The following is a 20,316-nucleotide window of genomic DNA, read 5'->3' on the forward strand; positions in this document are numbered from 1 at the left end:
TTCTCCGAGATCCTCTACGCCTACACCTCCGGTGCGAACAACAACGGTTCGGCGTTCGCGGGTCTGAACGCCGACACCCAGTGGTTCAACTCGACGATCGGCATCGCGATGCTGCTCGGCCGGTTCCTGCCGATGGTGTTCGTCCTCGCGCTGGCCGGTTCACTCGCCGAGCAGACGCCCGTACCCGAGACCGCGGGCACCCTGCGGACGGAGAAGCCGCTGTTCACGGGCCTGTTGGTCGGCACGATCCTGATCATCACCGGTCTCACCTACTTCCCGGCCCTCGCGCTGGGACCGCTCGCCGAAGGGCTCGCAGCATGAGCACCATCACTCCCACCCGGCCCCCGCAGGCGGGGACGCCCGGCGGGCAGCACGCCCCCGGCCGCGTCGGCGGCGGTCTCTTCGACCCGAAGCAGCTGGTCAGGTCCTTCCCGGACGCGATCAGGAAGCTCGACCCCCGGGTGATGGTCAAGTCGCCCGTGATGTTCGTGGTGCTGATCGGTTCGGTGGTCACCACCGGGCTGGCGGTGGCGCACCCTGGGGACTGGTTCGGCTGGGCGATCACCGTCTGGCTGTGGCTGACGACGATCTTCGCCAATCTGGCGGAGGCGGTCGCGGAGGGCCGGGGCAAGGCCCAGGCCGACACCCTGCGCAAGGCCAAGACCGACACCGTCGCGCGCAGGGTCATCGGGAAGAACGAGGAGCGGGTCCCGGGTACGGAACTGCGCATCGGTGACCTGGTGGTCTGCGAGGCCGGCGATGTCATCCCCGGCGACGGGGACGTCGTCGAGGGTGTCGCGAGCGTGGACGAGTCCGCGATCACCGGCGAATCGGCCCCCGTCATCCGCGAGTCGGGCGGCGACCGGTGCGCGGTCACCGGCGGTACGAAGGTGCTCTCGGACCGGATCGTCATCAAGATCACGACGAAGCCCGGTGAGACGTTCATCGACCGGATGATCAACCTGGTCGAGGGCGCGGCCCGGCAGAAGACCCCGAACGAGATCGCCCTCAACATTCTGCTGGCGTCCCTGACGATCGTCTTCCTGCTCGCCGTGGTCACCCTGAAGCCCTTCGCGATCTACGCGGGCGCCGACAAGCAGACCTCGATGATCGTGCTGGCGGCGCTCCTCGTCTGCCTCATCCCGACGACGATCGGCGCGCTGCTCTCCGCGATCGGCATCGCGGGCATGGACCGCCTCGTCCAGCGCAACGTCCTGGCGATGTCGGGGCGTGCGGTGGAAGCGGCCGGCGATGTGTCGACGCTGCTGCTCGACAAGACGGGCACGATCACCCTGGGCAACCGGCAGGCCTCCGAGTTCGTGCCGGTGGCCGGGACGACGGCGGCCGAACTCGCCGACGCGGCCCAGCTGTCGTCCCTCGCCGACGAGACACCCGAGGGCCGCTCGATCGTGGTCCTCGCGAAGGAGAAGTACGGGCTGCGCGAGCGCCACCAGGGCGAACTCGCCCACGCGCGGTGGATCGAGTTCACCGCCCAGACCCGCATGTCCGGCGTGGACGTCGACGGACGCAAGGTGCGCAAGGGTGCGACCGGCTCGGTCCTGGCCTGGGTGAAGGAACGCGGTGGCGAAGTCGCCAAGGATGCCCAGGACGTCACCGACGCCATTGCGCAGGCTGGTGGCACGCCGCTGCTCGTGGCTGTGGAGGACGGCGAGGGCGCGCGGGTCCTGGGTGTCATCCACCTCAAGGACGTCGTGAAGAACGGCATGCGGGAGCGGTTCGACGAGCTGCGCCGCATGGGCATCCGTACGGTCATGATCACGGGCGACAACCCGCTGACCGCGAAGGCCATCGCCGAGGAGGCCGGAGTCGACGACTTCCTCGCGGAGGCGACGCCTGAGGACAAGATGGCGCTGATCAAGCGCGAGCAGGCGGGCGGGAAGCTGGTCGCGATGACCGGCGACGGCACCAACGACGCCCCCGCGCTGGCGCAGGCGGACGTGGGCGTGGCGATGAACACGGGCACGTCGGCCGCGAAGGAGGCCGGCAACATGGTCGACCTCGACTCCGACCCGACCAAGCTCATCGAGATCGTCGAGATCGGCAAGCAACTCCTCATCACCCGGGGCGCGTTGACGACCTTCTCGATCGCCAACGACGTCGCGAAGTACTTCGCGATCATCCCGGCCATGTTCGCGGTCGCCTACCCGTCGCTGGACAAGCTCAACATCATGGGCCTGGCCTCGCCGGAGTCCGCGATCCTCTCCGCGGTCATCTTCAACGCGCTGATCATCATCGCGCTCGTGCCGCTCGCCCTGAAGGGCGTGCGCTACCGGCCGTCCAGCGCCGACTCGATGCTCCGGCGCAACCTCGGGATCTACGGACTCGGCGGCCTGATCGCCCCGTTCGTCGGCATCAAGCTCATCGACCTGCTCCTCACCCTCATCCCCGGAATCGGCTGACCACCATGAACAACTCAGCGGCGAACACCGGCCGAGTCCTCTGGGCGGGCCTGCGTGCCCTCCTCGTCCTGACCGTCGTCTGCGGCGTGCTCTACCCCCTCGCCGTCACCGGCATCGCCCAAGTCGCCTTCCCCGGAAAGGCCAACGGCTCCGAGGTCACCGACGCGAACGGGAAGGTCGTCGGCTCCGAACTCATCGGCCAGAGCTACCACCTGCCCCTCAAGGACGGCGAGGAGACCGCCGCCCCGGACCTGCGCTGGTTCCAGCCGCGCCCGTCCAACGGCCTGGGCTCCAACAGCGTCAACCCCCGGTACAAGCTGATCCTCTCGGGCGCGACGAACCGCTCCGGCGACAACGCCGAGCTGATCCAATGGGTCAAGGATGCCAAGGCCGCCGTCATCAAGGACAACTCCACCGCCGACTACAAGGTCAAGCCGTCGGACATCCCCGCCGAGGCCGTCACCTCCTCGGGATCCGGCCTGGACCCGCACATCTCCCCGGAGTACGCGAAACTCCAGGTCCACCGGATCGCCGAGCGGAACCACCTGGACGTGGGCACGGTCGAGAAGCTGGTGACCGATCACACCGACGACCGCATCCTCGGCTTCATAGGAGAGCCCCGCGTCAACGTCCTCCAGCTCAACATCGCGCTGAAGGGGCTGGTGGGGGAGCGGGGTTGAGACCCCGGCAGGTGCACGGAGGGCCTCAGGCGCCCGGGAGCACCCGGGTCTCGACCGCCGGGAGGCCCTTCGTCCACCAGTGGTCGTAGCGGCCGTAGACCCGGGGGTCCCGGCCCGCGAGGAGACCCCCGAGCGCCGCCGCCTCCTCGGCCAGGCCGGCCCAGACGTCGTCGGGCAGCGGGTGGAACGCCGAGGCCTCGACACCACCCTCGACCGGCCGCCAGACCCCGGCGACGTACCCGTCCACAAGCAGTGTCGGCAGGGTGTCGCCGTTCACACGGATCACGTGCCTGCGGTACTCGGACGGGATCACGCGCGCACGGTCGGCGTACGCCAGCAGGACGCTGTCCCACATGGCCATCAGCCGGGGCGGGGCCGGAGCGTCCTCGTCGGGGCGCGGCGCCCCGGGCACGTCGTACAGAACCGTTCCGTCGGGACCCTCCAGCTGCTCAAGCTTCGGCAGGTTCCCGCCCGGGAGGCCCGGGACGCCTTCGAGGAGGAGGCCCAGCGCCTCGCGGACCTTGCCCCGGGGGGCCGTCGTGAACTGCGCCATGTCCGGGACGGACGCCGGCCCGAAGCCCTCCAGGTAGCGCCGGAGGAGGACGGCGAGCCCCGCCGTCGAGGCCTCCGGGTCGGCGAGTACGGGCAGCGTGCCCGCCGTCACGAAGGACTGCGCCGTCCCGAAGGACCACGGCGGCCCCGTCGGCGCGTGCCACAGCGGCGCGTACTGCCGGATCATCCGCCAGACGACGGCCTCCACCGGCCCGCCCCTGACCTCCTCCAGGCGGGCCCGCATCTCCGCCCCGCTCCGCACCCGCCCCGCGTACTCCAGCAGACCGGGCAGCAGCGCGTCCGCGTCGGCGGCCGTGAACCCCGCGGCCTTGAACCGCGGATCGTGCAGTCGAGAGCCGCGCAGGGTCGGCTCCATGCCCTCCCGGAAGGCCCGGTAGTCCTCGGTGTGCACCAGATGCAGGGTCAGCCGCATCAGGGTCGACCTGACCAACTCGTATCCGTCCAGCGCCTCGTCCAGCCGCTCGGGCACGAAGCCCGCGACCCGGTTCCACAGCGCCACGTACGGCGAGCCCGGCTGCTGCGCCTGGAGCGCCACGACCTGTCGTACGGCGTCCCCGACGCCGATCGGCACCCGGTCGAGCAGCAACTGCCGGGCGAGGGTGGACCGGTTGAGAGCGCGTGCGGTGATCACCATGGGCCGATTCTCCCTCCATGGAGCCACGGAGACGCACCGTAGGGTCATGGCCATGGATGCCATATCGACGCGTACGTCACCGCGCCCGCCGGAGGAGGAGGCGGGGGGTGTGGCGTACGCGGAGGGGGCTGCGGCGGCGGTTGCGGTTCTGGCACCGGCAGCAGTACCCGCACCGGCGTTGGCGACGGTCCCGAGCGGGGTCGCGGCGAGCCTGACGCGCAGGCACGGTGTCCTGCTGACCCTCCTGTGCTTCGTCGTCTGCTGCGGCATCGGGTTCCAGTCCTGGACCGCGATGCGGCTCACCGGCTTCGACCTCGGCATCTTCGACCAGGCGGTCCGCGCGTACGCGCACTTCGAGCTGCCCAGGTCGCCGATCAAGAACGTCCACCACGAGTTCCCGCCCGGCTTCTCCCTCCTCGGTGACCACTTCACCCCGGCCCTCGCGCTCCTCGCGCCCCTGTACTGGCTGTGGGACGACCCACGGGTCCTCCTTCTCGCCCAGGCCGCGCTGTTCGCGGCGGGCGTGCCCGTCGTCCGGCGCATCGCCCGGCACTGCTTCGCCCCCGCCGGGCCGCAGGCCCCCGCAGCGCGCGCCGAGCCGCCCGCCGTGCGCCGGGCGGCGGACCTTGCCGGGCTGGTGTACGCCCTGGGGTGGCCGCTCCTCAACTCCTCGTACAACGGCTTCCACGAGGTCGCCTTCGCGGTCCCGTTCACCCTCCTGATGCTGGAGCGGGGCCTCGCCCACCGCTACGGCGCCGCCGCCTGCTGGGCGCTCCTGCTGTGCACGGCCAAGGAGGACATGGGCCTCGTAGTCGGCGCCTTCGGCCTGGTCCTCGCGGTCCGCGCCCACCGCGCCGGCCATGGCGGGGGCCGCGCCACGGGCATCGCGCTCGCGCTCGGCGGGCCCCTGGTGTCCGCCGTCGTGATCGGCTGGTTCCTGCCGGCGATGGGCGGACCCGACGGCTACTACTGGTCGTACGGGAGCCTCGGCGCCGACCCGGGCGCCGCCCTGACCCATGTCCTCACCTCCCCGTGGGTCCTGCTCCAGGCCGCCGTCACGCCCCTCGCGAAGGTCGGCATGCTGGCCTGGATCCTGGGCACACTGGCCCTGCTGCCGCTGGCCTCCCCGACGTTCCTGCTCGCCATGCCCCTCCTCGCGGAACGGGCCCTCTCCGACAACCCGAACCACTGGCCGGTGATCAACCACTACGACGCCTTTCTGTGGCCGATCCTGCTGACGGCGGCCCTGGAGACGCTCGGGCGTCTGCACGGGAAGCACCCCCGGCTGTTCCGGTGGTGGGCGGTCACCGGAGCCGCTTTCGCCTCGGCGGCGGCCGTGGCGCTCGGCCTCGTCCTCTTCGTGCAGCCGGGCGCGTGGCGGGCCCCGGACGACCGGCGGGCGCTCGCGGACGCGGCGGAACTGATCCCGGACGGGGCGACGGTGGAGGCGGACAACGCGGTCGCGCCCCGGCTGACCGCCCGTACCCGGGTGGTCATCGCCGACGCCACCCCCAGGGGCGCGGACTGGGTCCTCCTCCGGGTCGAGGGCAGGACGTTCCCGTTCGCCACACTGGAGGAGCAGCAGCTGCGGGTGGCCATGCTCCTGGACCACGGGTACACGCAGGTGTGGCAGCGCGACGGATCGGTTCTGCTCCAGCGCACCCGGCGGGTGCCGATCCCCGGGATGCGGGTACCGGGCCCGGACAGCACGCCGGTCAGGGAGGCGGTACCGGGGGACGTGGGCGCGAGCCTGTTCCGGCGGTAGGGGGACCGGGTCGCTCCGGCGGTGGGGGGACCGAGTTCGTTCGCGCTCGGGGCGTGGCTGTTCCTCCGGGGGCGCGTGCCCGTGTCGGGGGCTCCGGACGCCGCCGGTTCACCGAACCCACCTCCGGGGGACACGCGGATCTCACCCTCCCTCACGACCATCGTCCGCATGACCTCCACCGCCACCTCCCCGTCCACGCCCGCCCTCCGGGGCGCGCGCCGCGCGCACACCGCCGCCGGTTCGGCCGTCGTCGGTTCGGCCCTCGCCCTCGCCGCGGCCGTCGCGCTCCTCGCCCCGGCCGCGCCGGCGTACGCGGCGGGCAACGCCGTCCCGACGTACGAGGTGAAGATCAACCTCACCGCGGCGGCCCTGGACGGCTCCCACAACCCGAGCGCGACGGTGAAGTCGGCCTTCGGCATCACCGGTTCGGCCAAGTCCCGCTCGTACAGCTACTACGACACCGACGCGCGGGCGCTCGACGCCGAGGGCTGGAGCGTCCGCCTCCGCCACAAGGACGGTTCCTCCTTCGAGGAGACGTACAAGAAGCGCTTCCCCGTCACCGACGGCGACATCGGCGCGGCGCTCACCGCGGCCAACACCGCCGGCTTCGACAGCGGCGACACCAACTACGACGCCGAGGTCGACTGGGGCTACGCGAAGCAGACGCTGAGCTTCAGCAACGACAAGAGCCACAGCGCGAGCGGCTACTCGGGCACGACGCTGCCGACGAGCACCACCGGCCGCGGCTGGCTCGTCAACGACATCCCCGGCAAGCTGGCCGACTGGCGCGGCACCGCCTGGGGCACGAACACGCTCAAGGCGTCCCGCGCGCACGGCCCGGTGACCGCGAAGGTGTACGGCGGGGCGTGGGGCGCCTCGGACGACGCGAGCATCGAGGTGCTGCCGGTCGTCGGGGCGAGCGGCACGGGTACGGAGTACGTCGTCGAGCTGTCCTTCAAGACGGACTCGTACGCCGACGCGGCCGACCTGCACGGCGACGCGATCGCGGTCGCCGAGGCCAACGGCTGGCTCTACCACGGGGACATCCTCAAGACGCAGCTGATCCTCGACCGCTACTAGAGGAGGTTCGCGGGCGTGGAGCCGCGCGTTCACCCAGGGCTCTCCTCGTCGTCGTGCGGACGATGCCCGTCGTTGTGGCCGGAAATGGACCATGAGGCCGCCTCCACGGGTGACATCCACACGTTCAAAGGGAGTTCAGATGAATCCGCGCCTCCTGCGCCGGCCTGCCGTCGTGGTACTGCCCCTCACCGCCGCGCTCGCGATCACGGCGGTCATGGGGACGGCCGAGGCGGAACCGGCGCGGCACGGTTCCGCCGCCCGCGTCGTCTCCACGTCGACCCTGCCCGACATCCCGCTGGCCGGCTTCAGTAACGGCCTGCTGCCCGGCAGCGTCGACGACGACCGGGACGTCGACCTGGGCGGCATCGGCAGCGACCTGTACCCGGCCGGGCGGCGCGGGGAGTACTGGACGGTCACCGACCGCGGCCCCAACGGCCAGATCGCGGTCGGCAAGGACAAGAGGCGCACCTTCCCGGTCCCCGGCTTCGACCCGGCGATCGTGAAGATCCGCGCGGTCGGCGGCCGGATCCAGGTCCTGAAGTCCATCCCGCTCACCACCGCGTCCGGCGCGCCCGTCACCGGCCTGCCGAACCAGCAGGGCCGCGACGAGGCCCCGTACACCTACGACGCCTCGACCCCGCTCGCGTACAACCCCGACGGCCTCGACACCGAGGGCCTGGTCCGCGACCGCGACGGCAGCTTCTGGCTGGTCGACGAGTACGGGCCGTCGCTGGTGCACGTCTCCGCGAGGGGCCGGGTGCTCGCCCGCCACGTGCCCAAGGGCCTGAACCTGGCCGGCGCCGACTACCCGGTGATCGAGTCGCTGCCGTCGATCTTCCTCAAGCGCAAGGTCAACCGCGGCTTCGAGGGCCTCGCGCTGATGCCCGACGGCGACCTGGTGATGGCGCTCCAGAGCCCGCTGCTCAACCCCGACAAGGCCACCGGCGAGGACTCCCGCAGCACCCGCCTGGTGCGCTTCTCGCCGCGCAAGAACCGGGTCACAGCCGAGTACGCGTACCGCTTCGACGCGGTCGGCGAGGTCGAGCCCGGCCAGACGAAGACCTCCGAGCTGAAGATCTCCTCCGTCGTCGCGCTCGGCGGCGACCGCCTCCTCGTGCAGGAGCGCACCGACAAGTCCGCCCGCGTCTACGAGGTACGCCTCCGCCGCGGCGCCGACATCCTCGGCTCGCCGTGGGACGGCACGGCCGCCCCGACCCTGGAGCAGCTCGACGACACGACGTCGGCGAAGGCCCCGTTCCTGGCCAAGCGCCTGGTGGTCGACCTGAACACCGTCCAGGGAGTCCCCGGCAAGATCGAGGGCATCGCCGTCGAGGGCTCGTCGACCCTCGTCCTCCTCAACGACAACGACTTCGGCATGACGGACGGCCCGTCGGCCTTCGACGCGAACGGCCGCCTGGTGGACAGCGACGTGGAGACGACCCTGGTCCGCGTCCGCCTGGACCACCCGCTCCGCTGACGGAATGAAGTCCGGGGGCGGCGGGAGGCCGTCCCCGGCGGGGGTAGGGCGGTGCGCGCGCGGGTGTGCCGCCACCCGGACACGTACGACCGCTGACCCGCGTGCCCGAGGGGCGGGGGCTGTGAGCCCGGCGCCGGTGGGGTCAGGTGAGGCCGTGCCAGCCCCAGCGCGGGGTGGGGCCGGGGTCGCCGAGGTCCGTGCCCGGGGCCGAGGCGGAGACGTCCTTGGCGATACGGGAGCCCCAGTCGAAGTACTCCATCACTCGGCGGCGCAGCAGCGCGCCGTCCGGAAGCTCCTTCGCCACGGCCGCCGCCATCAACTCCATCCAGCGCAGACGCTGTTCCTCCGTGATGGCGAGCCCGAGATGGGCACGGAGCAGCGCCTGGTGCCCCCCGTGCTCCGCCGTGAACCCGGCAGGTCCGGAGAAGACCTCCGCCAGCCAGACGGCCACGTGCTCCACATGGGTGGCGGTGAAGTCGGCGAAGACGGGCGCGAGGAGGGGGTCGGCCAGGACCCCCTCGTAGAACGTCTCGGAGAGCCGGCGCAGCGCGTCGGCGCCACCCACGGCCTCGTACAGGGTGTTCGTGTGCTCGACGCTCATGGAGAGCCTCCGGGATCCGGGATGCGTCCTGCCGGCATTCACACAACAGGGCCCGGATCCAAGGATGTTCGCCACCGGCGGGGCGCCGCGCCGAGGGCGGGGCTCACTTGGTGCCCGCGCCCGTACCCCCGCCCGTGGTTCCCGGCGAGGCCGGTGCGTCGGTGACCTGGTAGGTCACCTGCGGTTCCGGCGTGTCCTCGGTCTTCATCGCCTTGGTCTCGCTCTTGAGGATGCGCGCGGCCTTGCCCGCGTTCCGGGCCAGCTCGGGGAGCTTCTTGGCGCCGAGCAGGACGATGACGACGATCAGGAGGATGGCGATTTCACTGATTCCGAACACTGTTCTCCACTCCCTGTGGAATCGGGGCCTGCGGTGCCCGTGGTGGTCAGACGCTGACGCCGAAGTCGGCCGCGATGCCGGCGAGGCCGGACGCGTAACCCTGTCCGACGGCCCGGAACTTCCACTCGGCCCCGTGCCGGTACAGCTCGCCGAAGATCATCGCGGTCTCCGTCGCGGCGTCCTCGGACAGGTCGTAGCGGGCGAGTTCGGCGCCGTCGGCCTGGTTGACCACGCGGATGAAGGCGTTGCGGACCTGGCCGAAGCTCTGGCCCCGGTTGTCGGCGTCGTGGATGGAGACGGGGAAGAGGATCTTCGTGACCTCGGCCGGTACGGCGGCCAGGTCCACCTTGACGGACTCGTCGTCGCCGTCGCCCTCGCCGGTGAGGTTGTCACCGGTGTGCTCGACCGAACCGTCCGGGCTGGTCAGGTTGTTGTAGAACACGAAATGCCGGTCGGAGGCGACCTTCCCGGTGTCGTTCAGGAGCAGGGCGCTCGCGTCGAGGTCGTAGTCCGCGCCGGTGGTGGTCCGCACGTCCCAGCCCAGGCCCACGAGGACCGCGGTCAGCCCCGGAGCCTCCTTGCTCAGCGAGACGTTGCCACCCTTGGCGAGGCTCACACCCATGTCGTAGTCCTTCCGGGCCGTAGCGTGCTGGAGCCTGTAAATCTACAGTGCTGTAGAAGATGCGGGAAGTGCGATGAGACGGGGAGAGCGGCGGCCCGACGCGCCTGCCACAGGGCATCGCCGCAGGTGGGCGATGCCGGGTGGGGCGGGAACGGCGGAGGGCCGAGGTGCGGCCGTCTCGCGGTGCGCGGCCGTGCTGTGGGGCCCGCCCCGTCCTATGCTGGATGTCGGATACCGGGGGAAAGAAGGTATGCGGTGAACTGGGTCTGGTTGGTCCTCATCCTTTTCTGGACGGGCGGCTTCGCATGGGTGGCCGACAACGCCCGTACCGCACTGAGACACCGGCACGAGCGGAAGATGCAGGTGCTGGAGGCGGCGAAGCAGGAGCGGCTGGCTCTTGAGGCCGCGCACAAGATGCCGGAGCCGGTGTGCGGGTGCACCCACCACCTGGCGAAGCACGACAAGCAGGGCCGGTGCCACGAACGCGTCGAGGTCCCGACGGCCTGGGACGAGACGAAGAAGCCGCTGCGGTACGAGGCCGGGCAGTGCGACTGCCAGCAGTACGTGGGGCCGCAGCCGTTGTCACGGGTGTTCGCTGAGGACCTGACGGACCTGGCGTAGCCCGCGCCCCCGGCGCGACCGGAGCAACGTCCGGGCGCCGCGACGGTCGATGCCTCCGGGCACCATCGCGACCGCCGCGGCTCCCGTCCCCCGTCCTGCGGCTCCCGGTCCCGCCCGTCCCGCCGCTCTCAGTCCTCGTCGCCGCCCTCGTCCTCTTCCTCGTCGCCCTCGAAGAAGTCACCGATCTCGTCCACCACTTCGGCCGCGACCATGCCGCCGACGACCCCCACGGCGAGCCCGGCGGCTCCGGCCGCGACGGCGGTGCCCATGCCGGGACCGGAGCGATGTCCGTGGCCGTCGCCGTGGCCGTGGCCGTGGCCGTGGGAATCGTGGGACCCGTGGGACCCGTACGCGGCGTGCGACCCGTGCGATCCATACGCGGCGTGCGACCCGTACGAGGCGCGGTGCTCGACCAGCTGCCGCATCCAGGAGCCGACTTCGGCGTTCCAGTCGATCTGGTCGACGCCGTGGTGGCTGACGGTGAAGCGGGTGACGACGTCCTGGCCCTCGGAGAAGAGCCCGCCGCGCTTGTCGGCCTCCAGGACGACTTCCAGACCGGCCGGCCCGGCGAGGAAGGTCACCTCGATCTCGTTGACCTGGGAGGCGTACTGGGGCGAGGGCGTCACCTCGATCTCCTGGTAGAAGGGCAGCTGCTGCCCCGTCCCCCGGATGTGCCCGAGTTCGAGGTCGGCCGACCGGAAGCCGAAGCCGAGCCGGCCGAGGGCTTCGAGGATCGCCTCCTGGACCGGCAGGGGCCGCACCGCGAGGGGGTCGAGGTCGCCCTTGTCCCTGGCGCCGGAGATGCCGAGTTCGGTCCGTACGCCCAGGGTGATGCCGAGGCCCTGGCCGTACAGCTCGGTGATCGGGGTCTCCCAGGGCAGGTTGACGCTGAACGGGACGGTGCGCAGCTCGCCCGCGGAGAGCCGGAAGCCGCCACCGACGGTGAAACGCTCGAAGACGACCGTGCCCTCGGATTCGCCGTCCTCGTGCTCGGCCTCGACGCGGGCGACGAGTTCGAGGGTGATGTGCTCGATCGTGAAGTCGGCGTCTCCGCCCTTCAGTCGGACCTGACCGGCCAGACCGCCGCCCGGCGTCACCGCGCCGGGGTCGAGGACGGTGTCCACCGAGGGGGCGCCGACGCCGAGGGATCCGAGCAGCCGCTTGAACACCATCGTGGCGTTCACTCCTTCTTACGTACGTGTACGGGGCGAGCGCGGGGTGCGCGAGCCCACCCCGTGTCTCTACATCTCTGTAGAAGGATAGAGGGCGAGTGCTCCAACGGAAGTGCGCGCCAAGACGCTTGGGGAAGAAAGTCCGAAAGGTGAGCACGACGGCCGACCGGAACCCTCGGGGCTGTCGCCGGCGGGGCCTGGGAGGGACCCGACGGGGTTGGGCGGGAGGCCACAGGGGAAGTCTCCGTCCCGCGGACCGTCGACCGACCGTCCATCGACCGGCCGTTGTCCCAGAGCGGCGGAGACTTCAGGGGCGGAGTGGAGGCACGGTGGAGCGACGCATGTCGGTTGCGACGCATTGGGGCAGTTTCATCGCGGTGGTCGATTCCGGCCGGTTGGTGCGCATCGAGCCGAGGGCCGATGACCCCGTGCCGTCACCCATCGGCCCCGGAATGGTGGAAGCCGCCGAGGACAGCGCTCGCGTGCTGCGCCCCGCGGTGCGCAAGGGCTGGCTGAACGGACTGCCGCGCGTCCACGACACGGCCAGGGGCGCGGACGCCTTCGTGGAGGTGAGCTGGGACGACGTGATCACGCTGGTGAGCGATGAACTGCTTCGAGTCCGCTCACAGCACGGAGACAGCGCGGTGTTCGGCGGATCCTACGGCTGGGCGAGTGCGGGCGGCTTCCACAACGCGCAGGGCCAACTGCATCGGTTCCTGGCGTTGGGCGGGGGATACACCGACTCCCGCAACACGTACAGCACCGCGGCTCTGGAGGTCATCCTCCCCCATGTGATCGGCGGGCATCCGTGGAGCTACCAGTCCCGGATGCCGATGTGGGACGAGATCGCCGAGAACTGTGAGCTGGTGGTGGCGTTCGGAGGGCTGGCCCTCAAGAACAGCCAGATCAACCCTGGTGGGCTGGCCAGGCACCAGACGCGGAACCTGCAGCGCAAGTGCCGTGAGGCCGGGGTGCGGTTCGTGAACGTCAGCCCCATCCGCAGCGATGCCGCCGGCTTCCTCGACGCCGAGTGGCTACCTGTCGTCCCCAATACCGACACCGCCGCGATGCTCGGCATCGCGCACACGATGCTGGTCAACGGGTGGCACGACGAGGACTTCCTCCGCCGGTGCTGCGTCGGGTTCGACCGCTTCACCTCCTACCTGGTCGGCGAGCTCGACGGCGTCCCCAAGGACGCCGCCTGGGCGGCGGGGATCACGGGCATCAGCCGCGAGACGATCACCGACCTCGCTCGCCGCCTCACCACGCAGCGATCACTCATCATGGTCAACTACGCGGTGCAGCGGGCGGACCACGGCGAACAGCCCATCTGGATGTCCGTCGTGCTGGCCGCCATGGCGGGCTCGATGGGCCGGCCCGGCTGCGGCTGGGGCGCGGGTTACGCGACGATGGACGCGACCGGCGTCGCCAGAGGCCGCCCCTCCGTGGCCGCGTTCCCCGGGGCTCCCAACCCCGTTCCGGATTTCATCCCCGTCGCGCGGATCGCCGAGACCCTGCTGCATCCGGGCAGGACCATCGACTACGACGGCCGGCGCCTCACGCTGCCCGAGCTTCGCCTGATCTACTGGTGCGGAGGGAACCCGTTCCACCACCACCAGGATCTCCATCGGCTGACCCGGGCCTGGCAGACGCCTGACACGGTGGTGGTTCACGAAGCCTGGTGGAACACCACGGCCAAGTTCGCGGACATCGTCCTTCCCGTCGCCACCAGTCTGGAGCGCGACGACTTCGCCGCCGGATTCTCGGACCCCCACCTCACCGCGATGCCGAAGGTCCGCGAGCCGGCGGGTGAGTCGCGCACCGACCACCACATCTTCACCGCCTTGGCCTCCCGGCTCGGATACGAGCAGGAGTTCACGGAGTCGCGCTCCGAGAGCGAATGGGTCCGGCACCTCTACGAGCAGACGAAGGCCGAACTCGGCGACGCCGCCGCCTTGCCGGGCTTCGACGACTTCTGGCGAAGCTCCGTCGCCGAGCTGCCGGCGTCGACGGGACCGTATCCCGGCAGCTTCGAGGCGCTCCGTTCGGATCCGCGGCGGTTCCCCGTGCCGACGCCGTCGGGCCGGATCGAGATCTTCTCCGAGGAGATCGCCTCGTTCGGCTACGACGACTGCGCGGGGCATCCGACCTGGTTCGAACCGTACGAGTGGCTTCATGGCGAGCTGGCGGACCGATTCCCGTTGCACCTGATCTCGAATCAGCCCGCCTCACGCCTGCACAGCCAGTACGACAACGGCGGCCACAGCCTCAGCTCGAAGATCCGCGGCCGTGAGCCCGTGACGATCAACCCGTCGGACGCCGCGTCACGCGGCATCCAGAACGGCATGGTCGTACGCGTCTACAACGACCGGGGCAGCTGCCTCGCGGGCGCGGTCCTGTCGGACGACGTCATGCCGGGCGTCGTGCAACTGTCCACCGGAGCGTGGTGGGATCCGGTGCGGCCGGGGCGGAGCGGCACATTGGACCGTCACGGCAATCCGAACGCCCTCACGGCGGATCGGCCGTGCTCGCGCCTGTCCCAAGGACCGAGTGCTCTCAGTGCGCTGGTCGACGTCGAGCTCTACGACGGCCCCCTTCCCGATGTGTGCGCCTTCGCACCACCGAAACTCGAACACTGACACGGGCGTCGGAAATTTCTCCGCTCGCCCGTTTTGCGCGCGCGTAAGGGAATGAATACGGTGCGCAACCGTGACTGCACTTCAAAACCGCAAGTACGCCCAGTGGTTCAGGGGCGCCGACGTCGACGGCGACGGGTTCATCACCCAGCGGGACGTCCGCATGATGAGCGAGCGCTACATCGCCGCCCGGGGCGCCGCACCCCACTCCGCCCCCGCCCGCCTGCTCGCCGAGGGGATGGACGAGTTCTGGAGGAACGTGATCGTTCCGATGGACCAGGACGGTGACGGAAAGGTCGATCTGCGGGAGATGACGGAAGGATTCAGGCGCGTCCTGACCGACCCGGCCCTGTACCCGCAACAGGTGGAGCCGGTGACCGAGTGCTTCTTCGACCTCGTCGACCTCAACGGCGACGGCAAGATCGACCGGGCGGAGTTCCAGCTGATGTTCGACGCGGTCGCCGGCGTCCCCGGCGAGGACTGCGCCGAGGTCTTCGCGGCCCTGGACCGGGACGGCTCGGGTGCACTGGACCGCGCCGAATTCCACCAGGCGATCACGGAGTTCTTCTACGGCAACGACCCCGAAGCCCCGGCCAACCACCTGTTCGGCAGGCTCACCGGCTGACGACCCCGGAGGCGGCCGGGGGGCGCGCCCCTTGTTCGGCGGGAACCCGAGACCTTCCGCGTGCGTCCATGCCTTCCCGTGCGGCGCGATCAGATCCTGCTCCACGTCGTCCAGAAAGAAGAACGCCCCAGTTCCGGCGAAGATCCTGGAGGTGAGGCGGCTGCGCCGTCCGGGCCCGCGCCCCGTGCGGCGGGGCGGTCGCCCCGATGAGCAGCACGAGCCCGGTCGCGCCTCGCGGCGGCCGGGCTCGCGGCGGGCGCCCGCTGGGGCGCCGACCGGGCCGTGGATCAGCCCAGGACGCTGTCGGGCGCGTGGGCGACGTGGTCGCGGGCACGTCCGGGTGCCGCTTCGGCCAGGTGGTGGCCGAGGCGGGGCTCGTGAAGAAGTTCAGCGGGTCGCAGCACACGGCCTCGGCAGTACCGGAGAAGCCGCGGCGGCCGACGAAGACCACGGCCGACGCCGGCTCCCACACCGTCGTCCCGCCTGTCGAGGTGACGGTGACCGGCTCGCCGGTGACCGGATCGCTGGAGAAGATCACCGCGTCCCTTCCGAGCATCGCCGGGACGCCGAGGGCGTCGACGGCGCACATCGAGAACACCTCCGCCCCGCCGTCGATCCGTACGGTGCGGGGTCGGCGCCGCGGAGAACGGATACGCCGGCCGGACCTGCCCGTCCTCGTCCAGAGTCAGGAAGTCCTCCCGGTCGAGCTCTTCCAGCACGTCGCGGGCCGTGCGCCCGGCATCGGCCGCGACCGGCTCCAGCACCGCTGCCTCGGGTGACCGGCCGGCCGTCGCGAAGTGCCGCAGCACGGCCTGGTGCACCGCCCGCAACCCGCGTTCAGCCGGAGCCACCCGTCAGCGCCCGTCCCGTCCGATCGGATCGAAGGGGTCCGCCTCGCGGCAGTTCTTCTCCACCGCGTCGGCGGAGCCCGCGTCGGCGGAGCCCGCGTCCGTGAAGCCCGCGTCGGCGAGAGCGGTACGCAGGGCAGCCACGCTCGGCGCTCCGTCCATCCGGCCGCCGTCGCGGTAGATGCGGCACGACACGCTCCGGCCTCATGCCCGCGCCACCCCGCACCTCCGGCGGCTACCGCGACTACCCGGCCGAAGCCACCACCCGGCTCGCGTTCATCCGTGACGCCCAGCACGCCGGCCTCACCCTCGTCGAGATCCGCAGCGTCCTCGTCCTCCGGGACTGTGGACAGGCCCCCTGCGGTCACGTCACCGACCTCATCGACCAGCACCTCGAAGAGATCGACCGGCGCATCGCCGAACTCCGGACGACCCGCACCGCACTGCGTGACCTCGCCCTCCGCGCCGCCGAGACCGACCCGGCCACCTGCGCCGAAGACGGCATCTGCACCATCCTCTCTGTCCGTTAGAGGTCTGCATGCGATCCCGTGCGCATCGGCGGGAGCGATGACTCTTCTCCTTGTCGTCGGTCATATAGGCGACCACGACGAAGCGAGAAGGGCCCCCCATGACCGACATGCTCACCGAGCCCCACCACGTCCGTTCCGCCGCGCCCGCGCCGCGATCCGCCGCGCGGTGGTCCATGGCCGGTGGTGTGGTGGCGGGTCCCCTGTTCCTGGCGGCCGGGTTCTCCCAGGGGTTCACCCGAGACGGCTTCGACTTCACGCGGAACGCGATCAGCCAGCTGGCTCTCGGCGAGGCGGGCTGGATCCAGACGGCGAGCTTCGTACTCACCGGTGCGCTGCTGCTCGTCGGTGTGACCGGACTGTGGCGGGTGCTGCGCGGTGGCCCCGGCGGGACGTGGGGTCCGGCGCTGGTCGCCGTCTTCGGTGTGTCCTTCTGGGCTGCGGCGGCCTTCCCTGCCGACGCAGGGGCGGGCTTCCCCGTTGGCACGCCCGAGGCGACCGCGATGAGCGGGCACGGTGCTGCCCACATGCTCGGAGGGATGGTCGGCTACCTGGCCCTGTGTGCCGCGTTCGTCGTGCTGGCCCGCCCGCTCGCCGCCCGGGGTCTCCGCTCCTGGGCCGTCGCGTCCCGCGTGGTGCCCGTGTTCGTCCTCGCCGGGTTCACGGCCTCGGCTGCTTCGGTCCTGGCGTTCACCGTCGGCGCCGGCCTCGGTCTGCTGTGGCTGGGCGCGGTGACGGCCCGCCTGGCCACCGTCCGGTCGAACGGCCGAGATGATGCCGGACGGTCTGTCCGAGGACCGCTCTCAAAGGCTTCTGTCAGGACCTCTTCCAGCACCGTCTGCTGATCTCCGGCATCGCCGAATTCGCGCCTGTATTCGCCCCTCGCGTGTGGGCGACATGCGTGGGAACGGGTGTCCGGGCGGCAACCGGACAGTGTCCGACGGGGATCTCGCCATCGTTCACGGATTGCCTGCGGCCCGGGGGCGCCGTCGGCTGCACTGGTCCGGGGCGCCGGGCGAGCGCGCGGGATGTGAGGGCGGGCGGGAGTGGGTTGCGCGTGATGACGATCAACGTGGCGGTGCTGCTCGCGGTCATCGTGGTGATGAGGCTGCGACGCAGGACTCAGGCCAGGAGTCGTTTCGAAGAGCGCAGTACCGCCTTTCTCGTCCTGGCCTTGGGAATCCTGATCGCGCCGACTCCGGTGGGCCAGGGAATCTTCAACGGGATCGGTCAGCTGGTCCGTGGCATCTCGCAGGCCGGATCGTGAGTGTGCGGTCCCGTCCGGGTGGCCGCCGTCCCGGTAAGAAATCTCGGTCTCGCCGTCGGTCGGCCTGGCTCCCGTCCATGCGCGGTGTGGCAACCCGCCGTCCGAGGAAGGCTTTTGGCTGGGAGCGGGCCGGCCTGTTCGCTCTGCTTCTTGTGGTGGTGTGGAGTCTGATCGCCGGTGCCCTTCGATGGCTGGCCGCACATCCCTGGGTGCTGATCCTGCTCCTTCTGGCCGCCGCGACGGCCGGTGGGACGTGGATGCATCGGAAGCGGGAGACCGCCCGTCGGAACCGGCTGCGGGACCAGGGGCTGCGTTACGCGCTGCCGCAGATCGATGCCCTGCATCACCGGCAGTTCGAGGAAGCCGTACGGGATCTGATGCGCCGCGACGGCTGTCACAGGACGACCCGGGTCGGCGGGGCCGGCGACAACGGCGCCGACGTGAAGGCCACCGATCCCTTCGGCCGTCTGTGGGTCATCCAGTGCAAGCACCGAAGGGCCGGTCTGGCGGGCGCTGCGGTCGGGACCCCGGACCTGCACGTCCTCAACGGGACCGGACGGCCCGTCCACCATGGCGATGTCGTCGTGCTGGTCACCAACGGCCGCTTCACGAGCAAGGCCGTTGTCTTCGCCCGTTCCCAGCGTCTTCACCTGGTAGATCGCGACCTCCTTGCCCAGTGGGCCGCCGGCTCCGTGCCGCTGTGGGAGCTGCTGGGCACGGTTCCCTCTCCTCGTCGTCGTACCTCTGGCTCCTGACCGCAGCCGACCAGCACACCGTGCAAGCAGCCCCAGGAGCCGTGCGCTCGCCTCGCAGGCCGACATCTGACCCGCACCACCACGACCGCTCGCGCACCAGCAAGAGGAGCACCCCCGCCCCGGGGCGAGGCGTGCTCCTCTCGTAGTTCAGCGGCCCCGCCGCCGCCCGAAGGACACGCCGCGAAGCGGCTCCTTCTTCACATCCGAAGGCGCACCACAACAGAGACACCCCCTCCCTTTTTCCTAAGAACTCCTAACGGAATGACTCCCGGACAACTCAGTGGTGGTGACAAGGTTCGGCCGACAGGATGGGCCGTGAGCGTTGACGGGTGAGAGGTATGGGTGCGTTGTGGATCTGATCCATCTCTCGGATGGGGACAACAGCTTCCGAGTACGTGTGCTGGGCCGCCGGATGCCGGGAGCCATGCCGCTGCACGACCTGCTCGACGCTGAGGTGCTCATCGAGAGTGGTTTCGTGAGCGGACGGCTGGACCTTGGCTTGTTTCCGGACGACTTGGATGGCTGGTCACGCGCCCTGGATGTGCTTGCCGCGGGCGGTGACGTCTGCTGGATAGATGACAACCGCAGTCCTGAGATCCGGGTCCAGGCACTCAACAAAGAACACGAGACGCCCGCCGTCCACGTTGAAGACGTGGCGCGCTCCAGCATCTCTGTGTTCCTTCCCTTGTGCCTTGAAGACGGATGGATCGACGACCAGCGGAAACTGCTCCAGCTGGTGCGGCGGGAGTGGCCGAGCGAAGTCCTCCAGACGTCACCGAGCGCCTACGAGTGGCGGCGCTGAACCGCGACCAGTCGGCGCCGGCAGATGACCGCGCAGGCCAGGGTGAGGAAGGCTTCGTGGATGTCGTCGCGGATCTCCCAGCGGATCCGCAGACGGCGGAACCAGTGCAGATGGGCGAACGCGCGCTCGACAACCCAACGTTGAGTTCCCAGTCCTGAGCCGTGTTCGGTGCCTCGGCGGGCGATCAGCGGCTTCACGCCGAGCGCGCGGACAAGGCGGCGGTACTTGTCGTGGTCGTAGCCGCGGTCACCGAGCACGATGCTCACCGTCCCCGAGCTGTGCGACGAACTCGGCATCACCCGCTCCACCTCCTACGACTGGCGCCAGAAGCAGCGGGCCCCCCGCTGCATCAAGCTCCCGAACGGCGGCCTCCGGGTCCGTCGGCTCGACCTTGACATCTGGCTGAACGAGCACGAGGACGCTGCTTGATGGACACGACGTACGGCTCCTTCTGCGCACCGCTGGGTGCGGTTCCCGCAGGTCATAAGGTGTTCTGCCTGTGGGGCAAGGATGTGACCGACAGGTGGCTCTCGCTCTCCTTGGACGGCCACCGACTACACGCGCGGTACTGGCGGAGTGCTGGCTGGGAAGCCTCACTGGCTGCAGGCGGCGACGGGCTCGCCACATAGCGTTTCGAGTGCTTAGTTTGAAAGTTAGCCCACGAAGGTTGGCTGTGACGTACGCGACGTCGTCCAGCGCCCGGTCCTGCCAGGCGGGCGGTTCGCGGCGGCAGCCTGCGTGGCCGGGGCAGCCGGGGCCGGCGGCGGAAGGATCCGGGTGCCGGCTCTGGCTCGCACTCCGCCGCTCCCGGGTGTGACCGTCGGCGGACAGCAGCCGGTCGCACATCGGCCCGTAGCCGGGCCGGACGAATCCG

22 protein-coding genes and 1 pseudogene are annotated in these 20,316 nt (G+C 70.6%); 15 read left to right on the forward strand and 8 right to left on the reverse strand.

The window, feature by feature from the left end:
• The 3 genes from ABT154_RS29655 to ABT154_RS29665 all read left to right on the forward strand — a co-directional run.
• Positions 1 to 321, forward strand: a 321-nt coding sequence (locus ABT154_RS29655) for a potassium-transporting ATPase subunit KdpA (protein ID WP_351860834.1), incomplete at its 5' end; no start/stop codon positions are given.
• Positions 318 to 2,420 carry a potassium-transporting ATPase subunit KdpB gene (kdpB, locus tag ABT154_RS29660; protein ID WP_351860836.1) on the forward strand — a complete coding sequence of 701 codons (2,103 nt, stop codon included), beginning with the start codon at positions 318 to 320 and terminating at the stop codon, positions 2,418 to 2,420. The genes ABT154_RS29655 and kdpB, both read left to right, overlap by 4 nt.
• 5 nt (positions 2,421 to 2,425) lie before the next feature.
• Positions 2,426 to 3,100 (forward strand): potassium-transporting ATPase subunit C, encoded by a 675-nt coding sequence (locus ABT154_RS29665; protein ID WP_351860837.1) that lies wholly within the window; start codon positions 2,426 to 2,428, stop codon positions 3,098 to 3,100.
• 25 nt (positions 3,101 to 3,125) lie between these two features.
• Here the strand turns inward: ABT154_RS29665 and ABT154_RS29670 are convergent, their stop codons facing one another.
• Entirely contained in the window at positions 3,126 to 4,307 is a 1,182-nt protein-coding gene (locus ABT154_RS29670) for a winged helix DNA-binding domain-containing protein (RefSeq protein WP_351860839.1), read from the reverse strand.
• A gap of 52 nt (positions 4,308 to 4,359) precedes the next feature.
• Here ABT154_RS29670 and ABT154_RS29675 point away from each other — a divergent pair, with 52 nt between their 5' ends.
• From ABT154_RS29675 to ABT154_RS29685, 3 genes are all read left to right on the forward strand, one after another.
• Positions 4,360 to 6,072, forward strand: coding sequence for a DUF2079 domain-containing protein (locus ABT154_RS29675; RefSeq protein WP_351860841.1), 1,713 nt, complete (start codon positions 4,360 to 4,362; stop codon positions 6,070 to 6,072).
• Between the two features lie 168 nt (positions 6,073 to 6,240).
• Positions 6,241 to 7,152: a hypothetical protein gene (locus ABT154_RS29680; RefSeq protein ID WP_351860843.1), complete on the forward strand. Its 912-nt coding sequence runs from the start codon at positions 6,241 to 6,243 to the stop codon at positions 7,150 to 7,152.
• A gap of 139 nt (positions 7,153 to 7,291) precedes the next feature.
• Positions 7,292 to 8,629 carry an esterase-like activity of phytase family protein gene (locus ABT154_RS29685; protein WP_351860844.1) on the forward strand — a complete coding sequence of 446 codons (1,338 nt, stop codon included), beginning with the start codon at positions 7,292 to 7,294 and terminating at the stop codon, positions 8,627 to 8,629.
• A 142-nt stretch (positions 8,630 to 8,771) separates the two neighbouring features.
• Here the strand turns inward: ABT154_RS29685 and ABT154_RS29690 are convergent, their stop codons facing one another.
• From ABT154_RS29690 to ABT154_RS29700, 3 genes are all read right to left on the reverse strand, one after another.
• Positions 8,772 to 9,230: a group II truncated hemoglobin gene (locus ABT154_RS29690; protein WP_351860846.1), complete on the reverse strand. Its 459-nt coding sequence runs from the start codon at positions 9,228 to 9,230 to the stop codon at positions 8,772 to 8,774.
• A 103-nt stretch (positions 9,231 to 9,333) separates the two neighbouring features.
• Entirely contained in the window at positions 9,334 to 9,567 is a 234-nt protein-coding gene (locus ABT154_RS29695; protein WP_351860848.1) for a twin-arginine translocase TatA/TatE family subunit, read from the reverse strand.
• A 46-nt stretch (positions 9,568 to 9,613) separates the two neighbouring features.
• A complete protein-coding gene (locus ABT154_RS29700; protein ID WP_351860850.1) occupies positions 9,614 to 10,189 on the reverse strand; it encodes a TerD family protein in 576 nt (191 codons plus the stop codon).
• 255 nt (positions 10,190 to 10,444) lie between these two features.
• On the opposite strand from ABT154_RS29700, the gene ABT154_RS29705 reads away from it, so the two are divergent.
• Entirely contained in the window at positions 10,445 to 10,810 is a 366-nt protein-coding gene (locus ABT154_RS29705; protein ID WP_351860852.1) for a hypothetical protein, read from the forward strand.
• 128 nt (positions 10,811 to 10,938) lie between these two features.
• Here ABT154_RS29705 and ABT154_RS29710 read toward each other — a convergent pair whose 3' ends face one another.
• On the reverse strand, positions 10,939 to 11,982 hold the full coding sequence (locus ABT154_RS29710; protein WP_351860991.1) for a sporulation protein: 1,044 nt from the start codon (positions 11,980 to 11,982) through the stop codon (positions 10,939 to 10,941).
• A gap of 341 nt (positions 11,983 to 12,323) precedes the next feature.
• Between ABT154_RS29710 and ABT154_RS29715 the strand changes: the two genes are divergently transcribed.
• Together ABT154_RS29715 and ABT154_RS29720 are read left to right on the forward strand one after the other, a co-directional pair.
• A complete protein-coding gene (locus tag ABT154_RS29715; RefSeq protein WP_351860854.1) occupies positions 12,324 to 14,621 on the forward strand; it encodes a molybdopterin-dependent oxidoreductase in 2,298 nt (765 codons plus the stop codon).
• 70 nt (positions 14,622 to 14,691) lie between these two features.
• Complete coding sequence (locus ABT154_RS29720) at positions 14,692 to 15,243, forward strand: EF-hand domain-containing protein (RefSeq protein ID WP_351860856.1); 552 nt, start codon at positions 14,692 to 14,694, stop codon at positions 15,241 to 15,243.
• Here ABT154_RS29720 and merB read toward each other — a convergent pair.
• Together merB and ABT154_RS29730 are read right to left on the reverse strand one after the other, a co-directional pair.
• Complete coding sequence (gene merB / locus ABT154_RS29725) at positions 15,233 to 15,832, reverse strand: organomercurial lyase (RefSeq protein ID WP_351860858.1); 600 nt, start codon at positions 15,830 to 15,832, stop codon at positions 15,233 to 15,235. The genes ABT154_RS29720 and merB overlap by 11 nt on opposite strands.
• Positions 15,833 to 16,097: 265 nt before the next feature.
• Complete coding sequence (locus ABT154_RS29730) at positions 16,098 to 16,235, reverse strand: hypothetical protein (RefSeq protein ID WP_351860860.1); 138 nt, start codon at positions 16,233 to 16,235, stop codon at positions 16,098 to 16,100.
• 62 nt (positions 16,236 to 16,297) lie between these two features.
• On the opposite strand from ABT154_RS29730, the gene ABT154_RS29735 reads away from it, so the two are divergent.
• The 5 genes from ABT154_RS29735 to ABT154_RS29755 all read left to right on the forward strand — a co-directional run bounded on the left by ABT154_RS29735 (position 16,298) and on the right by ABT154_RS29755 (position 19,442).
• Complete coding sequence (locus tag ABT154_RS29735) at positions 16,298 to 16,621, forward strand: MerR family DNA-binding protein (RefSeq protein ID WP_351860861.1); 324 nt, start codon at positions 16,298 to 16,300, stop codon at positions 16,619 to 16,621.
• A 98-nt stretch (positions 16,622 to 16,719) separates the two neighbouring features.
• Positions 16,720 to 17,463, forward strand: coding sequence for a DUF998 domain-containing protein (locus tag ABT154_RS29740; protein ID WP_351860863.1), 744 nt, complete (start codon positions 16,720 to 16,722; stop codon positions 17,461 to 17,463).
• A gap of 212 nt (positions 17,464 to 17,675) precedes the next feature.
• On the forward strand, positions 17,676 to 17,885 hold the full coding sequence (locus tag ABT154_RS29745; protein WP_351860865.1) for a hypothetical protein: 210 nt from the start codon (positions 17,676 to 17,678) through the stop codon (positions 17,883 to 17,885).
• A gap of 77 nt (positions 17,886 to 17,962) precedes the next feature.
• Entirely contained in the window at positions 17,963 to 18,640 is a 678-nt protein-coding gene (locus ABT154_RS29750) for a restriction endonuclease (RefSeq protein ID WP_351860867.1), read from the forward strand.
• A gap of 349 nt (positions 18,641 to 18,989) precedes the next feature.
• Positions 18,990 to 19,442, forward strand: a complete 453-nt coding sequence (locus ABT154_RS29755) for a DUF5959 family protein (RefSeq protein ID WP_351860869.1) — start codon at positions 18,990 to 18,992, stop codon at positions 19,440 to 19,442.
• Here the strand turns inward: ABT154_RS29755 and ABT154_RS29760 are convergent.
• Positions 19,424 to 19,702 (reverse strand): annotated as a pseudogene (locus ABT154_RS29760) (transposase); the annotation flags it as partial. The gene ABT154_RS29755 and the pseudogene ABT154_RS29760 overlap by 19 nt on opposite strands.
• Here ABT154_RS29760 and ABT154_RS29765 point away from each other — a divergent pair.
• Positions 19,701 to 19,871, forward strand: coding sequence for a helix-turn-helix transcriptional regulator (locus tag ABT154_RS29765; RefSeq protein ID WP_351860871.1), 171 nt, complete (start codon positions 19,701 to 19,703; stop codon positions 19,869 to 19,871). The pseudogene ABT154_RS29760 and the gene ABT154_RS29765 sit on opposite strands and share 2 nt — an antisense overlap.
• The last annotated feature ends 445 nt before the right edge of the window (positions 19,872 to 20,316 follow it).

The sequence above is a fragment of the Streptomyces sp. NPDC001728 genome (assembly GCF_040297565.1).
Taxonomy (GTDB): domain Bacteria; phylum Actinomycetota; class Actinomycetes; order Streptomycetales; family Streptomycetaceae; genus Streptomyces.

Coding starts and splice junctions, on each gene's coding strand:
- kdpB (WP_351860836.1), top strand. CDS start 318: ATGAGCACCATCACTCCCACCCGGCCCCCGCAGGCGGGGACGCCCGGC.
- ABT154_RS29665 (WP_351860837.1), top strand. CDS start 2,426: ATGAACAACTCAGCGGCGAACACCGGCCGAGTCCTCTGGGCGGGCCTG.
- ABT154_RS29670 (WP_351860839.1), bottom strand. CDS start 4,307: ATGGTGATCACCGCACGCGCTCTCAACCGGTCCACCCTCGCCCGGCAG.
- ABT154_RS29675 (WP_351860841.1), top strand. CDS start 4,360: ATGGATGCCATATCGACGCGTACGTCACCGCGCCCGCCGGAGGAGGAG.
- ABT154_RS29680 (WP_351860843.1), top strand. CDS start 6,241: ATGACCTCCACCGCCACCTCCCCGTCCACGCCCGCCCTCCGGGGCGCG.
- ABT154_RS29685 (WP_351860844.1), top strand. CDS start 7,292: ATGAATCCGCGCCTCCTGCGCCGGCCTGCCGTCGTGGTACTGCCCCTC.
- ABT154_RS29690 (WP_351860846.1), bottom strand. CDS start 9,230: ATGAGCGTCGAGCACACGAACACCCTGTACGAGGCCGTGGGTGGCGCC.
- ABT154_RS29700 (WP_351860850.1), bottom strand. CDS start 10,189: ATGGGTGTGAGCCTCGCCAAGGGTGGCAACGTCTCGCTGAGCAAGGAG.
- ABT154_RS29710 (WP_351860991.1), bottom strand. CDS start 11,982: ATGGTGTTCAAGCGGCTGCTCGGATCCCTCGGCGTCGGCGCCCCCTCG.
- ABT154_RS29715 (WP_351860854.1), top strand. CDS start 12,324: ATGTCGGTTGCGACGCATTGGGGCAGTTTCATCGCGGTGGTCGATTCC.
- merB (WP_351860858.1), bottom strand. CDS start 15,832: ATGTGCGCCGTCGACGCCCTCGGCGTCCCGGCGATGCTCGGAAGGGAC.
- ABT154_RS29735 (WP_351860861.1), top strand. CDS start 16,298: ATGCCCGCGCCACCCCGCACCTCCGGCGGCTACCGCGACTACCCGGCC.
- ABT154_RS29740 (WP_351860863.1), top strand. CDS start 16,720: ATGACCGACATGCTCACCGAGCCCCACCACGTCCGTTCCGCCGCGCCC.
- ABT154_RS29750 (WP_351860867.1), top strand. CDS start 17,963: ATGCGCGGTGTGGCAACCCGCCGTCCGAGGAAGGCTTTTGGCTGGGAG.
- ABT154_RS29765 (WP_351860871.1), top strand. CDS start 19,701: ATGCTCACCGTCCCCGAGCTGTGCGACGAACTCGGCATCACCCGCTCC.